This window comes from Acidovorax sp. KKS102, assembly GCF_000302535.1.
GTDB lineage: Bacteria > Pseudomonadota > Gammaproteobacteria > Burkholderiales > Burkholderiaceae_C > Acidovorax.
Genome location: NC_018708.1, coordinates 2,596,331 through 2,610,348 on the forward strand (window position 1 = coordinate 2,596,331; position 14,018 = coordinate 2,610,348).

A 14,018-nucleotide genomic window follows, 5' to 3' on the forward strand; every position below is an offset into this window, starting at 1 on the left:
GGTAGCACAACCTTCGTCTCGAGGGACTCTCTTAACGAATCACAGCGCCACGTGCATCTGCGGCCTCCGGTAGGCTGCTGCTTCGGCTACTCGCCATAGCCACAGCTTCTGTTGCATCTTGCACCTTGCAGCACATTTCAGTCTGCAACCCCCACGTGCTGGTAGATTCGTGCGAGTGCGTGTGTTGGGCGTGTTGGTTGCGCTGCTATCACTTCGTTTCAAACGGTGCCGATGGCACTTTGCTCGCCATCGCCCTCACGTGCCAGCGCCTTCGTGTTCGGGCATTGCGAAGTTGGTCTTGCTTGACGGGCGTTTGGGTGCTAGCTGTAGTCTCGCTGGTTCGCAGCCATTAGCACTGCCGCAGCCTGCAGATTCGGTAGGGAAATCCTGCAAAACCTCGATGGCGTCCTGATAGGCGCAGCTCAAGATGCTGTTGCGCTGTCCAATCAGTGCCTTTTGTGCGCAGCCACCAATAGTAAGTGGGTTTCACGCTGTAGGGTTGGCGGCATTCAATACTTGAGGGGCACTCCCAGATCGCCCAGCTTTTTCGCAAACGAATCCCTGCGCTTTGCCGCTTTTGCCGCAGCTTCAGTAGCAGCTTGTATGGCCTTGGGCCCTTTATGGGCAGCCGCTTGGATTAGCCCAAACTTATGAGCGGCATCTGCCTCGGCCCGCTTGAATGTAGCAATGAGTCCAGCATGCGCGATGGTTGGATTCACATCGGCTCCTGTATCGATCAGTGCTGTCACGCCTCAATTTGGACGTTGGCGCGAAGCAAGGCCGTTTTCAATTCGCGCGTGGCAGGTTTGGCAATATCCACCTTTTGCACCGCCAGATCGAACGAAGAGCCGGGCTTGATGCTGGTGGGCAGTATCTTTTTGGCTGGAAGCTTGGCGGGGTAGGCGCCTTTGCCCGGACACATGCGAACGGAAAACCCGAATTCTTCGAGCAGGCCTTTGGCATACAACTCCGCTAATTGATGAAACGTCACGAAGGTTGACCGTTTCACGTCTTTGAATCCTGGCTGGCTGACGTCACGAACGAGTTCGAATTTACCCAATGAATCGCGCTGGGTATCGGTAAACGGGTGCAGCAAGAAAGTCTGGCGAACGCCATCCTTTTTGGACACCAAAGTGTGCTCGACGGCTATATCGGTTAGCAGCATATTTTTTCTATCTCCGCGAGTTGCGGTTTGCACTGCCACGTCAGCTGGCTGAGCCTCACCCAAAGTCGCAGATTTTGTTTTCAAACCCCGTCACCGAGGCCCACGATGCGGTCAAAAATCGCCCGCGGGGCGGGGACTTTAACCGAAGGGCCGCCCATTTCAGTTCCAGAGTGCATGGCAAACGGAACGGTTCGGGTCAAAAATTGCCTGCCAGTTGTGGTCGAGTGTAGGTTTTAAATCAGCGTAAGGCCGCCCGTGGCGCTGCAGACCAACCCTATTGGATGAAAAGTGCTACTAGCGCTTTGTGGATAAGCGCTGACAGCTATCAATATTGAAGTGATCGACTGAGGAGCGTTGGCGGCGCTGCCATCACTTCCATTCAAACTGCGCTGATTGCACTTTGCTCCCCAGCTTGATCCGGCACCCGCCGAGAAGCGTACGCCGTAGTCCTCTACGGTGCTCGGCGGTCCATGAGATGCTCTGGCCCCAGCGCTGCACAGTTGGTGGCGCCCAGCATGGCCAGGTTGCGGTCCACCTCGGCGCGCAATAGATCGATGGCCGCTGTAACGCCTGCCTCGCCATCCACTGCGGCGGCGTAGTTGAAGGGCCGCCCTATAAACACCGCCTGCGCGCCCAGCGCCAGGGCCTTGATCACATCGGTGCCCCGGCGGATGCCGCCATCCAGCATCACCGTCATGGCGCTGCCCGCCTGCTCGACAATCGCGGGCAGCACGCGCAGCGGGGCCACGGCACCGTCAAGCTGGCGGCCGCCGTGGTTGCTGACGATGATGCCGTCCACCCCATGCTGGCGGGCCAAGGCGGCGTCCTGCGGGCTGAGGATGCCCTTGACCACCAGTGGGCCGCGCCACTGGCGGCGGATGTGGGCGATGTGGCTCCAGTCAAAGTGGTCGCGTGCGGCAAAGTCGCGCTGCACGCGCGACGACAGGATGGGCGCGCCGCGCTCGGCAAACGAGTTCTCAAAATGCGGCATGCCGTGGCGTGCCAGCGTGCGCAACAGCGTGCCCGCCAGCCAACGCGGGCGCACCAGGCCGTCCCACGCCAGGCGCAGGCTGGGGCGCAGCGGGGTGGAGAAGCCCGCGCGGATGTTGTTCTCGCGGTTGCCCGCCACAGGGATATCCACCGTCACCACCAGCGTCTGCACGCCTGCGGCAATCACACGCTGCAACAGGGCGTCGATGCGTTCGGTGGTGCCGGGCAGATAGGCCTGGAACCAGGTGCCGGGGGCGGCGGCCATCACTTCTTCCAATCGGATGAGGGAGCTGCCGCTCTGCACGGCCGGTATGCCCGCCGCTGCCGCCGCACGGGCCAGCACGATGTCGCCCCGGTAGGCCGACAGGGCCGCTATGCCCATCGGGGCGATGCCGAAGGGGCTGGCGTAGCGCTGGCCGAACAGGGTCACGCTCTGGTCGCGCTCGGCCACGTTGCGCAGTACGCGGGGAACGAGGGCGATCTCGCGGAACGCCTGGCGGTTGTTGTCCAGTGCCACGTTGTCCTCGGCCGCGCCGGCCACGTAGCCAAAGATGGGGCGGGGCAGCACGCGGCGGGCGGCGGCTTCGAAGTCGTCCAGCGCGAGCAGATCAGCCGTGCGGCCGCTGCGGCGCGTGCCGTTGAAGGCGCTCCAGGCATTGTTGGCGGGTTGGCGGGGCGTGGGGGAGGGGGTGGACATGGCGTGGTTTCTGGCAAGAGCAAACGGGGGCTGGAAAGCAGTGTCCTGAAACCGCAATAATCAAGAAAGCGAATTTATTGCGAATGATTTGTTCGCTAAATTAAAAATATATCTACGACATGACCCTCAAACAGCTCGAAGCTTTCTACTGGGCCGCCACCTGCAGCAGCTTTGGCATGGCGGCCGAGCGGGTGCACTTGTCGGTGTCGTCCCTGTCCAAGCGGATTGCCGAGCTGGAGGCCTCGCTGGGTCAGGTGCTGTTTGACCGCACAGGGCACCGCGCGGCGTTGACGGAGGCGGGCACGCGGTTGCTGCCGCTGGCGGGTGGGTTGCTGCAACAGGCAGACCGTCTGCAGCAGGAGATGGGCAGTACCAACGGCCTGCGCGGTCCCTGCCGGCTGGGGGTGGGCGAACTGACGGCAATCACCTGGCTGCCTCGTTTGGTCGCGGCCCTGGCGGCTGCGCACCCGGCGCTGGAAGTGTCTGTGCATGTGGATGTAGGCGCGGCCCTGGCGGAGCGGCTGGACAAAGGCGAGCTGGATGTGGCCGTGATTGCAGGCCCCGCAAGCCGCAGCGCGCTGACGTCAGTGCCGTTGGCGCATGCGCGCTTTGCTTGGTGCGCAGGCCCTGGCGTGGCACGCGACTTGCACCAGATGGATGCCGAGGCCGTGCAGTCGCACGCGCTGGTGACGCTGCCTCAGGGCTCGGGGGTAACGCACATCATCGACGACTGGCTGCGACAGGCTGATGCCCGCCCCGCGCGCCGACTGGTGTGCAACCACTGGGGCGCGATTGTGGGCTTGCTGGCACAGGGCAGCGGCATTGGCTTGCTGCCCGAGGGCTGGGCGCAAGCCCTGTGCGAACGGGGCGTTCTGCAGCTGCTGACCAGCCCGGTGCCCCTGGGCTCGCTCGGCTACGCGCTCCATAGCCGGCGGGACGACCTGCGGCCCCTGGTGGGTATGCTGCACGGCATGGCGGCGCAGCACGCGGATTTCACGGTAGGGAGTGGCGCTTTCTGACGACTTGATGCGCGGATGGCGGCCCTAGAATCGCGCCGACTGCAAGCCGCAGCCGCCGGTCCCCGGAACCTGTTCAAGCGCAACCCCATGCTCCAACCCACCTCGCTCCCCGTCGTTCTGGTGCTGGCCTCGGGCCGGGGAGCGCGTTTTGCCGCATCCGGCGGTGCGGTGTACAAGCTCCGCGCGCCCCTGGGGGCAAAAACCGTGCTGGAGCACACCCTGGATGCCGTGCGCGCTAGCGGTTTGCCTTGGCACCTGGAAGATGCAGGCCACCCCGGCATGGGAGATTCGATCGCTGCGGCTGTGCGCGCCACGGCCCAGGCGCCCGGCTGGCTGGTTTTGCCGGGGGATTTGCCACTGATCCGCCCCGACACCTTGCGTGCCATGGCCGCCGCGCTGGCAGACCCGGACTGCGCCGTCGCCATGCCGGTGTACCAGGGCGAGCGCGGTCACCCCGTGGGGTTTGCGGCTGCATGTTTGCCGAGCCTGCTGGCGCTGACTGGCGAGCAGGGCGCCGCTAGCGTGGTGCGTGCGCAAGCGCAGCAGGGCAGGGTACGGCAGGTGGAGGTGGATGACGCAGGCACGGTGACCGACATAGACACCGTGCAAGACCTGGAGCGCGCCGCACAGTTGCTGGCGGCGCGCGGGTAGCGGCGGCGAAGGCCGCTTTCCCTTTCCTTCACTTGGACGCGATCACCGCACAGGCCAGGCGCGGGCCTGCGTTGCCGGTGGGCTGGGTCTTGTAGTCGTCAGGGTCACGGTGGACGATCAGCCCCTTGCCGACGATGTCGGTGGTCGGACCGCCCACACTGATGGATTTCGACACAAAGCTGAAGGCGGCCACGCCGTACTTGTCGGCCTTGAGGCTGGGCAGGTCGCCGGTGTGGTGCTCGGCAGCGCCGTGGGCACCGTGGGGTTTGGCGGTGGGGTTGAAATGTCCGCCGGTGCTCATGCCGTCGCCGCTGCTGCAGTCACCCTTTTCGTGGACGTGAAAGCCATGCTCTGCGCCCGGCTTGAGGCCACGCACCTCGCCAGACACCTGAACGCCATCACCCGTCTGCACGAACGTGACCGTGCCGTTGGCGGTATTGCCACGGGTGGGCTCCAGCTTGGCGGTGGCGCGGTTGCCGGACAGATGGGAGGCGCAACCCACCAGCGCCACAGCAGCCAGGGAACACAGTGCAAAAGCAAAACGAATCTTCATGACTCAAACTCCTCGGTGCGAATGAATGAACGCGGGATTGAACCCGATACAAAGGCGCAGTCTCGCAAGCCACTGCCCGCGAGTCCAGAAAAATGTGCACTATGACTCTTTTTGGGCCAGTGCGATCAACCGGGCCAGAGCCCGGTCATGGATGCCGTGCTTTCGCAACTCGTCATAAGTGGCCTGGGCGTAGTCCCGCGTGGTGCCGTAGCGCCCGCAGGCCTCATCAAAGATGCGGCGGTATTCATGGTCAGGCAGCTCGCCGGTGTGGTTGGGGCTTTTGCGGGACAGGGTGAACGCCAGCGCACTCACCGGCCCCTGTGGTGTCTGGCAGGTGAGCCAGCGCGGGTCATACACGCCGGTAGGCATCTCGCGCTGCCACAGGTTGATCATCACCTGCCGCGCATGGGCCTTGTCTATGCGGAACACCATGCCCCGGCAGCTGCCGCCCGACAGCATGCCGAACACCAGGCCCGGGCACTCGGGCGTGCCCCGGTTGATGCGGCTCCACATCTTCAGCGCCCGGTGCCAGCCGTGGACCTTGGCGGGGCGGCGCTCGGCATAGTCAAAATCCGGCCGCCAGATGAGCGAGCCGTAGCCAAAGATCCACAGGTCCTGATGGCCGCCCCATTCCTGGAGGGCACGCTCCAGCATGGGCGCCGGGTCTCGCAGTGGGGCGGGCAGATTCGTCATGGCTTCACTCTACAATCGAAAGCTTTGCTGCAATCGGCCAGGGCCTTGTTTTCGCACTCTCTGCAGGGCCGGCCAACCACTTTTTTCATCACTACAGGGATCCTTCATGTCCAGCTCTGACGACGATAGCCAAGAACGTTTTGCCCTCGGTTTTCTCTTTGCACTGATTGCGTTGGTGATCTCCGTGGTGGTGGGCACCGTGGTGGTCAAGCGTCTGGGTGCCAAGGCCCCGGCACAGCCCGCAGCGGTGGTTGTGGACGCTGCTCCGGCCGCGCCGGTTGCCGTCGAAGAAGACGTGGCCAGCGTGCGCGTTGAAAACGGTGTGGTGAAGTTCTACTTTGCCACCGCCAAGGCCGAACTGGCCGCCGGCGCCAACGAAGCCCTGGCCGATGTGGTCAAGGGTGTGGCCGAAGGCAAGAAGGCCGTTGTTTCGGGCTTCCACGACGCGACGGGCGACGCCGCCCTGAACGCGGAGCTGGCCAAGCAACGCGCAGTGGCCGTGGCCGAAGCGCTCAAGGCCTTGGGCGTGACTGAAGACAAGGTGGAGCTGAAAAAGCCCGAAGAAACCACCGCAACCGGCAGCAACGCCGAAGCACGCCGTGTGGAAGTGACGCTGAGCGCCCTGTAAGCGCTGCCTGTGTCCCCAACAAAAAACCCGGCAGTGCCGGGTTTTTTGTTGTCTAAATGGCCGCTTGCGCTAGTGGAACATGCGCAAGCAGCTATCTATTTGATAGTAGAAATTACCGCAGCCCCTGGCCGCCTGCGCCTTCGGCGCGCTGGATCAACTCGATTTTGTAGCCGTCGGGGTCGGTCACAAACGCGATCACCGTGGTGCCGCCCTTGACCGGGCCGGGTTCGCGCGTCACGTTGCCGCCCGCCGCCTTGATCTTCTCGCACGCTGCATACGCATCGGGCACACCCAGGGCAATGTGGCCGTAGGCCGTGCCCATGTCGTAGCTTTCCACACCCCAGTTGTAGGTCAGCTCGATCTCGGCCTGGCCGGGGTTGCCGCCCTCAAAGCCCAAAAAGGCCAGCGAGTATTTGTATTCGGGGTTCTCGGACTGGCGCAGCAGCTGCATGCCCAGTACCTTGGTGTAGAAATCAATCGAGCGTTGAAGGTTGCCAACGCGCAGCATCGTGTGGAGGAATTTCATCCCTTCGATTGTGCAGGCAAGTCAAAAACCAGGCAGGTGGTGGTGGCGTGCGCGTACAGCGTCCCGTCCGGCCCCACCAGGCGCGCCTCAGCGGTGGCCAGCTGGCGCCCGCAGTGGATCACGCGTCCCTCGGCACGCACCCGCTGCACCTTGGGCGTGATGGCCTTGACCAGGTTGATGCCCAGCTCGGCCGTGGTGTAGCCGCGCCCGGGCTCCATGCGGGTGTGGATGGAGCAGCCCAGGGCGGAGTCGAGCAGGGTGGCAAACCAGCCGCCGTGTACCGTGCCCATGGGGTTCAAGTGCTCTGCACGGGGCGTGCCCTGGAAGATGGCGATGCCTTCGCCCACTTCGACGATCAAGAAGTCCAGCGTCTTGGCAATGGCCGCGTAGGGCAGCTCGCCGCGCAGCATGGCCTGCATTTGCTGCAGGCCGTTCAGGTGGGCAATCTGGTCGCGGGTGGCCACGCCCGGGCCGGGGCCCGCATCCAGCGTGGCCAGAATGTCGCGCTCCTGCGCCAGCCAGTGTTCGAGGTGATTGTTGGAGGTCATGGTGTGTCCGGGTTGTTGATGGGGGCGAAACTTTTAGATTGCATATGCAATTATTGCAGATACAATTAAATGCATGCAAGCCGAACCGCCCACCCTGGCCCCCGTGCTGCCGCAGGGCTGCACCAACTTCAAGCTGCGCCAGCTGATGCGCCGCGTCGCCAACCACTACGACGCCGAAATGGCGAAGTGCGGGCTCAAGACCACGCAGTACTCGCTGCTGTCCCATGTGCTCAAGCTGGGCCCGATCCGCCCAGGTGACCTCGCCACCGAGATGAAGATGGATGCCTCCACGCTCACACGCAACCTCCGCCCGCTGGTCGATGCCGGCTGGGTGACGCTGAAGGCAGGCACGGACGCACGCAGCCGCCTGGTCCACATCACCGAGGCGGGCCGTGACAAACGCGCCGAGGCCCAGCGCCACTGGAAAGCCGCGCAACTGGCGCTGAATGAAACGCTGGGTGTGGAACGCGTGATGGCGCTGCATGCGCTGGTGGACGATTCACTCGATTTGCTGGCAGCGCTGCCAGCGCCGGAGGCAGGGCATGACGAATAACACGACCCCTCAAGCCGCAGCCAGGTCTGCCGCGCCACAGGCCCTGTGGCTGGTGCTACTGGCCGCAGCAGGCACCTTTGCGATGACGATGGGCACACGCCAGACCATGGGCCTGTTCCTGTCCGCGCTCAACACCTCCACCGGATTGGGCATTGGCAGCATCAGTCTGGCGTTTGCGTTTGGGCAGCTGTGGTGGGGCCTGACGCAGCCGTTTGCAGGTGCGGTGGCCGACCGCATCGGCACGGGCCGTGTGATCTTGCTGGGCGTGGCGCTGGTGGCGCTGGGCACGTTCATCACGCCGTACATGACCACCACGGCCGGGCTGATCTTTGCGATTGGCGTGCTGGCCGCGGGTGGCGCGGGTATGGCCGGGCCGTCGGTGCTGATGGCGGCCACTGCGCGGTTGGTGCCGCTGCAAAAGCGCGGACTGGCCAGCGGCATCGTCAACGCGGGCGGCTCGTTCGGACAGTTTGTGATGGCGCCCATCGCCATCAGCCTGACGGCCGCCGTGGGCTGGGCCAGTGCCATGCAGTGGCTGGGCGTGCTGGTGCTGCTGGCGCTGCCGGCGGTGTGGGTGCTCAAGGGCAACTCCAACGCCCTGGCGGCGCAGGCGGCTGCGGCGTCCGGACAGAAGGCGCTGACCGCGCGCGAGGCCATCGCCCAGGCGCTGGCAACCCCAAGCTACCGGTACCTGGCGGCGGGCTTTTTGGTGTGCGGATTTCACGTGGCTTTTTTGGCCACGCACTTACCCGGCGTGATTGCGGCCTGCGGGCTGTCGCCCGAAGTAGGCGGCTGGTCGCTGGCAGTGATCGGGTTGTTCAACATCGTGGGCAGCCTGGCCATGGGCTGGGCGGTGGGGCGCTGGCGCATGAAGTCGCTGCTGTCGCTGCTGTATGCGGTGCGTGGCCTGGCGGTGCTGATCTTCCTGTTTGCCCCCAAGACACCCGCCGTGGTGCTGATCTTTGCCGCCGTCATGGGCATCACGTTCCTGTCCACGGTACCCCCTACGGCCGGACTGGTCGCCAAGATGTTTGGCACGGCCAACATGGCCATGTTGTTCGGCATCGTCATGCTGTCGCACCAGGTGGGTGGCTTCCTGGGTGCCTACCTGGGCGGCAGCGTGTTCCAGGCCACCGGCAGCTATGACTGGGTCTGGTACATCGACATCGTGCTGGCCCTGGGCGCAGCGCTGGTCAACCTACCGATCCGTGAAGCACGCCTGGCCCGGCCCGCCGCCACGGCCGCCTGAACGAACCAACACCCCCTCTTCAAGAAAGCCATCCACATGACGCAGTCCCCGGCCAGCCACGCCTCGACAACTACAAAGTCCCCGATCTACCTGGAAGACCTGGCGGTGGGCGACCAGTTCACCAGCGGCGAACACGCCATGGACGAGGCGCAGATCACCGCGTTTGCCGCGCAGTTCGACCCGCAGCCCTTTCACCTGGACGACGCCGCAGCCCGTGACACTTTGTTTGGGGGCTTGGCTGCCAGCGGCTGGCACACGGCGGCCGTGACCATGCGCTTGCAGGTGACGAGCGGTCTGCCCATTGCGGGCGGCATCATCGGCGCAGGCGGCGAGCTGACCTGGCCCCGGCCCACGCGCGCCACCGATGTGCTGCATGTGGTGAGCGAGGTGGTGCAGATCCAGCCCTCCAAATCCAAGCCCGACCGTGGCATGGTCACCGTGCGCAGCGAGACGCGCAATCAGCACGGCGATGTGCTGCAGCTGTCTACTGTGCGCATCGTGGTGCCACGCAGGCCTGCGGCCGGTGGGGCAGGGGCTTGATGTGACCGAGGCCCTGAATCCGCGCACCCGCATGCTGCTGGAGGCGCCCATCGCCCCCACCTTGCTGCGGCTGGCCGCGCCCAATGTGCTGGTGATGCTGGCGCAGGCGGGTGTCGGACTCATCGAGACCTACTTTGTCGGCAAGCTGGGCACGGATGCGCTGGCGGGCATGGCGCTGGTGTTCCCCGTGGTCATGTTGATGCAGATGACTTCGGCAGGCGCCATGGGGGGCGGCATTGCATCGGCCATTGCCCGAGCCTTGGGCGCGCGGCGGCGCCAGGATGCCGATGCTCTGGTGCTGCATGCGCTTGCCATTGCGGCAGTGTTTTCGCTCGTGTTTACCGTGGGCGTGGTGGGAGGAGGGCGCTGGCTCTACACCCGCATGGGCGGCACCGGCGGCGCGCTGGATGCGGCGCTGGTCTATTCCAACTGGGTGTTTGCGGGCGCGTTTCTGGTCTGGCTGTTCAACACGCTGTCGGCCGTGATCCGGGGCACGGGCAACATGGCTGTGCCGGCGTATGTCACAGTGCTGGGTGCGTTTGTGCTGGTGCCGCTTTCGCCGCTGTTCATCTTTGGCTGGGGCCCTATGCCCGGCCTGGGGATTGCTGGGGGCGCCATTGCGCTCATGGCCTATTACCTGATCGGCAGCGTGGTGCTGGCCGCCTATCTGTGGTCACCGCGCAGCCTGCTGCGGCCATCGCTGGCGCACATCCAGTTTCGCTGGGTGTTGTTCAAGGACATCCTGCGGGTGGGCCTGGTGGGCACGGTCTCTACCGTTGCCACCAACCTGGCGATTGGCGTGACCACCGCACTGGTGGGCGGCTTTGGCACGGCGGCCATTGCGGGATACGGCACCGCGTCGCGGCTGGAGTACCTGCTGGTTCCGCTGGTGTTTGGCTTGGGCGCACCGCTGGTGGCCATGGTGGGCACCTGCATCGGCGCCGGCCAGCGCGAGCGCGCTTTGCGCGCCACCTGGATCGGCGCGGCCATGGCGTTTGTGATGGCGGAGGCGATTGGCCTGTGGGCGGCGGCTTTTCCCAGTGCGTGGCTGTCACTGTTCAACAGCGACCCCGCCATGCTGGAGGCGGGTGCGCTGTATCTGCGCACCGTCGGTCCGGTGTACGGTTTTTTCGGCCTGGGACTGGTGCTGTACTTTGCCTCGCAAGGGGCAGGGCGCCTGCTCTGGCCCGTGATCGGCAACATCGTGCGCCTGGCGGTGGCCGTCACCGGCGGCTGGCTGGCCCTGCGCTGGGGCGGTGGACTGGCTGCCGTGTTTGCTGCGCAGGGGGCGGCGCTGGTGCTGTACGGCCTGGTCAACGCCTGGGCGATTGCTGGCGGCGCCTGGTTCGGCCCGGTGGGCTGGCCGCGCAGCACCTCAGGGCTGCTGCAGCGTATGCCACAGGTCTGAAAGTCATAAAAATAGCCCCTAGCGCTAGTGGATCATGCGCTAGCAGCTATCAAAACAGGAGTGACCAGGAGTGCGTCAGACCGGCACGGTGTAGTTGAGCGTCATGCGCCCGCCGTCCACGGTCACGATCTCTCCGGTCACATAGCTCGCCGCGTCGCTCGCCAGCCAGGCCACCACATCGGCAATCTCCGACGGCTCGCCCAGCCGCTTCATGGGCGTGCGGCTCATGATCTTGTTCTTGGCCTCATCGCTGGTCAGCACGGCCTTGGCGGCCAGTTCGGTGGCAATGGTGCCCGGCGCCACGGCGTTCACTCGGATGTTCTTGTCGGCCAGCGCCAGCGCCATCACGCGCGTGAGCTGGTTCACGCCGCCTTTGCTCACGTTGTAGCTGGAGATGTTGGGAATGGTCAGCACACCGTTGACCGAACTCATGTTGACGATAGATCCACCACCCGACGCGACCATGGCCCGCGCTACCGCCTGACCGACCAGGAACGAGCCCTTGAGATTGACCCTCAACACGGCGTCAAAGTCGGCCTCGGTCACGTCCAGAAAATCTGCCGAGCGGAAGATGCCGGCGTTGTTCACCAGCACGTCGATGCGACCATGGGCCGCCAGGGTCTGGGACACCAGCGCATCTACTTGCGATTTATCGCCCACATCGCAGCTGACGTACAGCGCACCCAGCTCCTGCGCCAGCGCCCGGCCGCGCGCATCGTCCACATCCACGATCACCGGTTTGGCGCCTTCGGCCGCAAAACGGCGGACACAGGCCTCGCCAATGCCTTGGGCGCCCCCGGTGACGATGCAAACGCGATCACGAAGGCCGAAGTGGATGTGGGATGTGGAAGGGGCTTGGGTGGGAAGTGTCATGGGCGATGATGGTAGCGGTACGGGCAGATAACAGAGTCCAGATCGACCGATGCGATACAGTCGTCTGATTTACTAAGTACTAGATACGATGTATATTATGTTAAATATAAAATTTGGGTTTCAAAGCTCTAGCATGGATCAGTGCGTCCCTAGGACGCACCCTTCATCTCAAGCTGACTAGATAGCCGCCGCCGGATCCCCGTACCGCCCCACCATGCTGCCAGTCCGCCTTGCGTACTCAAACGCAGCATGGGTGCTCAAAAAGATCCGTCCCTCCAGTCGCTGGCCTAGTTCTGTGCCCTGCAACCGGTCGAGCACGGGGCCTTTCACCTCGGACAGCAGTAGCGCCGCCCCTCGCTGGGCCAGGCTTCGCTCCAGATCGGTCAGTACGCCCAATGCGGTCGTGTCGATCTGGTTGATGGCTGAGCACACCAGAAGCACGTGGCGCGTATCCGGTTTTGCGGCCACCAGTTCCTCCACGCGGTCCAGCAATGCGTCCGAATTGGCGAAATACAGGCTTTCATCCACCCGCACGGCAATCAGGCCGGGCTCTGTGGTCACCGTGTGGCGGGTCACATTGCGAAAGTGCTCCGTGCCTGGCACGCGCCCCACCACCGCAATGTGCGGATGGCTGCTGCGCCACACCAATGTGCCGAGCGACAACGCCACCCCCATCAGGATGCCGACTTCCACGCCAAAAGCGATCACGCCCGCCGCTGTGGCCACCAGCGCCATCGCGTCGGCCTTGTCGTAGTGCCAAGCTTCACGCAGTGTCTCCACATCGATCAGGGACACGACTGCCACGATGATGGTGGCTGCCAGCACCGCGTGAGGCAAATAGTGAAACAGCCCCGTCAGCGCGGCAATCACCACACCCATCAGCACGGCAGAAATGACACCTGCCAGGGGGGTGTTGGCCCCGGCCGCAAAATTGACGACCGACCGCGCAAAGCCGCCCGTGACGGGGAAACCACCCGACAGCGCGCTGGCAACGTTGGCCGCCCCCAGGCCCAGCAGTTCCCGGTTGGGCTGAATGCGCTGCTGCCGCTTGAGCGCCAGCGATTGCGCCACCGACACGCTTTCCACAAAGCCCACGAGCGAGATCAACAGCGCAGGCAACCACAGCGAGCCCACAGACGCCATCGAAACCGCCGGCAACCCGAGCTGCGGCAGGCCTTGGGGCACCGTGCCCACGATGCTGACCCCCGCCGTCTGGTCCCAGCGCATGGCGGCGACCAAGGTGGTGGACACCATCACGGCCAGCATCGGCGCCAGCTTGGATGCGATATCCGCCAGGCGCGGACTGGCGCCCAGGCGAACCAGCCATGGGGACAAGGACTTGCGCGCCAGCATCAGAAACAACACGCTGCCTGCACCAATCCCAAGCGTGACGAGGTTGGTGCCAGGCGCGGCGTGGATCAGTTGAACCACGGTATCAAAGACATCGTTGCCGCCCGCCTTCACGCCCAGCAGGTGCTTGACCTGCCCCACAGCAATGAGCACAGCCGAGCCAGAGATAAAACCGCTGATCACCGGGTGGCTCAGAAAATGGGCCAAAAAACCCAGCCGCAACCCCCCAAACAGCAGCAACATACCGCCGGAGAGCAGCGACAGCAACATGGCCAGCGCCACGTAGTCGGGAGAGCCAGCGGCGGCCAGGGGCTGCAGGGCGCTCGCCGTCATGAGCGAAGCCACCGCCACCGGGCCCACGGCCAGCGTCATGCTGGACCCCAGCGCGGCATACGCAATGATCGGCAGGATGCTGGCGTACAAGCCCACCTCGGGTGGCAAGCCCGCCAGCAGCGCGTAGGCCAGGCTCTGCGGGATCAGCATCACCGTCACGATCACGCCGGCAACCATGTCGCCGGAGAGCCAGGCCTTCTGGTAGTTACGGACCCAGCCGGGAATGAAGTTCATGAGGGTTT

16 protein-coding genes are annotated in these 14,018 nt (G+C 64.5%); 7 read left to right on the forward strand and 9 right to left on the reverse strand.

Going from position 1 to position 14,018, the window contains the following annotated elements; translation table 11 throughout:
* Positions 1 to 509: 509 nt before the first annotated feature.
* The 3 genes from C380_RS24475 to C380_RS11910 all read right to left on the reverse strand — a co-directional run bounded on the left by C380_RS24475 (position 510) and on the right by C380_RS11910 (position 2,852).
* A complete protein-coding gene (locus C380_RS24475; protein ID WP_083871610.1) occupies positions 510 to 719 on the reverse strand; it encodes a hypothetical protein in 210 nt (69 codons plus the stop codon).
* Between the two features lie 26 nt (positions 720 to 745).
* Positions 746 to 1,165 carry a hypothetical protein gene (locus C380_RS11905; protein ID WP_015014103.1) on the reverse strand — a complete coding sequence of 140 codons (420 nt, stop codon included), beginning with the start codon at positions 1,163 to 1,165 and terminating at the stop codon, positions 746 to 748.
* A 451-nt stretch (positions 1,166 to 1,616) separates the two neighbouring features.
* Positions 1,617 to 2,852, reverse strand: a complete 1,236-nt coding sequence (locus tag C380_RS11910; RefSeq protein WP_015014104.1) for an alpha-hydroxy acid oxidase — start codon at positions 2,850 to 2,852, stop codon at positions 1,617 to 1,619.
* A gap of 119 nt (positions 2,853 to 2,971) precedes the next feature.
* Between C380_RS11910 and C380_RS11915 the strand changes: the two genes are divergently transcribed.
* Both C380_RS11915 and C380_RS11920 read left to right on the forward strand, forming a co-directional pair.
* Positions 2,972 to 3,871 carry a LysR family transcriptional regulator gene (locus C380_RS11915; protein WP_015014105.1) on the forward strand — a complete coding sequence of 300 codons (900 nt, stop codon included), beginning with the start codon at positions 2,972 to 2,974 and terminating at the stop codon, positions 3,869 to 3,871.
* Positions 3,872 to 3,958: 87 nt separating this feature from the next.
* Positions 3,959 to 4,522: an NTP transferase domain-containing protein gene (locus tag C380_RS11920; RefSeq protein ID WP_043566485.1), complete on the forward strand. Its 564-nt coding sequence runs from the start codon at positions 3,959 to 3,961 to the stop codon at positions 4,520 to 4,522.
* 28 nt (positions 4,523 to 4,550) lie between these two features.
* Here C380_RS11920 and C380_RS11925 read toward each other — a convergent pair whose 3' ends face one another.
* The gene (locus C380_RS11925) at positions 4,551 to 5,075 is read right to left on the reverse strand and encodes a superoxide dismutase family protein (RefSeq protein WP_015014107.1); all 525 of its coding nucleotides are present in this window, start codon (positions 5,073 to 5,075) and stop codon (positions 4,551 to 4,553) included.
* 99 nt (positions 5,076 to 5,174) lie between these two features.
* Positions 5,175 to 5,768, reverse strand: coding sequence for a gamma-glutamylcyclotransferase (locus C380_RS11930; RefSeq protein WP_015014108.1), 594 nt, complete (start codon positions 5,766 to 5,768; stop codon positions 5,175 to 5,177).
* Positions 5,769 to 5,874: 106 nt separating this feature from the next.
* On the opposite strand from C380_RS11930, the gene C380_RS11935 reads away from it, so the two are divergent.
* Positions 5,875 to 6,396: an OmpA family protein gene (locus tag C380_RS11935; protein WP_015014109.1), complete on the forward strand. Its 522-nt coding sequence runs from the start codon at positions 5,875 to 5,877 to the stop codon at positions 6,394 to 6,396.
* Between the two features lie 112 nt (positions 6,397 to 6,508).
* On the opposite strand, the gene gloA is transcribed toward C380_RS11935, so the two are convergent.
* Together gloA and C380_RS11945 are read right to left on the reverse strand one after the other, a co-directional pair.
* Positions 6,509 to 6,922 (reverse strand): lactoylglutathione lyase, encoded by a 414-nt coding sequence (gloA, locus tag C380_RS11940; protein ID WP_015014110.1) that lies wholly within the window; start codon positions 6,920 to 6,922, stop codon positions 6,509 to 6,511.
* On the reverse strand, positions 6,919 to 7,470 hold the full coding sequence (locus C380_RS11945; protein ID WP_015014111.1) for a PaaI family thioesterase: 552 nt from the start codon (positions 7,468 to 7,470) through the stop codon (positions 6,919 to 6,921). The genes gloA and C380_RS11945 overlap by 4 nt, the downstream gene beginning before the upstream one ends.
* A 73-nt stretch (positions 7,471 to 7,543) precedes the next feature.
* Here C380_RS11945 and C380_RS11950 point away from each other — a divergent pair, with 73 nt between their 5' ends.
* The 4 genes from C380_RS11950 to C380_RS11965 are packed head-to-tail and all read left to right on the forward strand — an operon-like array spanning position 7,544 to position 11,220.
* Positions 7,544 to 8,023 carry a MarR family winged helix-turn-helix transcriptional regulator gene (locus C380_RS11950; protein ID WP_015014112.1) on the forward strand — a complete coding sequence of 160 codons (480 nt, stop codon included), beginning with the start codon at positions 7,544 to 7,546 and terminating at the stop codon, positions 8,021 to 8,023.
* Complete coding sequence (locus tag C380_RS11955; RefSeq protein ID WP_015014113.1) at positions 8,013 to 9,272, forward strand: MFS transporter; 1,260 nt, start codon at positions 8,013 to 8,015, stop codon at positions 9,270 to 9,272. Before C380_RS11950 ends, C380_RS11955 begins: the two co-directional genes overlap by 11 nt.
* 36 nt (positions 9,273 to 9,308) lie before the next feature.
* On the forward strand, positions 9,309 to 9,812 hold the full coding sequence (locus C380_RS11960) for a MaoC family dehydratase (RefSeq protein ID WP_015014114.1): 504 nt from the start codon (positions 9,309 to 9,311) through the stop codon (positions 9,810 to 9,812).
* 31 nt (positions 9,813 to 9,843) lie between these two features.
* Positions 9,844 to 11,220, forward strand: a complete 1,377-nt coding sequence (locus C380_RS11965; RefSeq protein WP_051022698.1) for an MATE family efflux transporter — start codon at positions 9,844 to 9,846, stop codon at positions 11,218 to 11,220.
* Between the two features lie 75 nt (positions 11,221 to 11,295).
* Here C380_RS11965 and C380_RS11970 read toward each other — a convergent pair whose 3' ends face one another.
* Positions 11,296 to 12,093 (reverse strand): SDR family NAD(P)-dependent oxidoreductase, encoded by a 798-nt coding sequence (locus C380_RS11970; protein WP_015014116.1) that lies wholly within the window; start codon positions 12,091 to 12,093, stop codon positions 11,296 to 11,298.
* A 177-nt stretch (positions 12,094 to 12,270) separates the two neighbouring features.
* The gene (locus C380_RS11975; RefSeq protein WP_015014117.1) at positions 12,271 to 14,010 is read right to left on the reverse strand and encodes a SulP family inorganic anion transporter; all 1,740 of its coding nucleotides are present in this window, start codon (positions 14,008 to 14,010) and stop codon (positions 12,271 to 12,273) included.
* Positions 14,011 to 14,018: the final 8 nt, after the last annotated feature.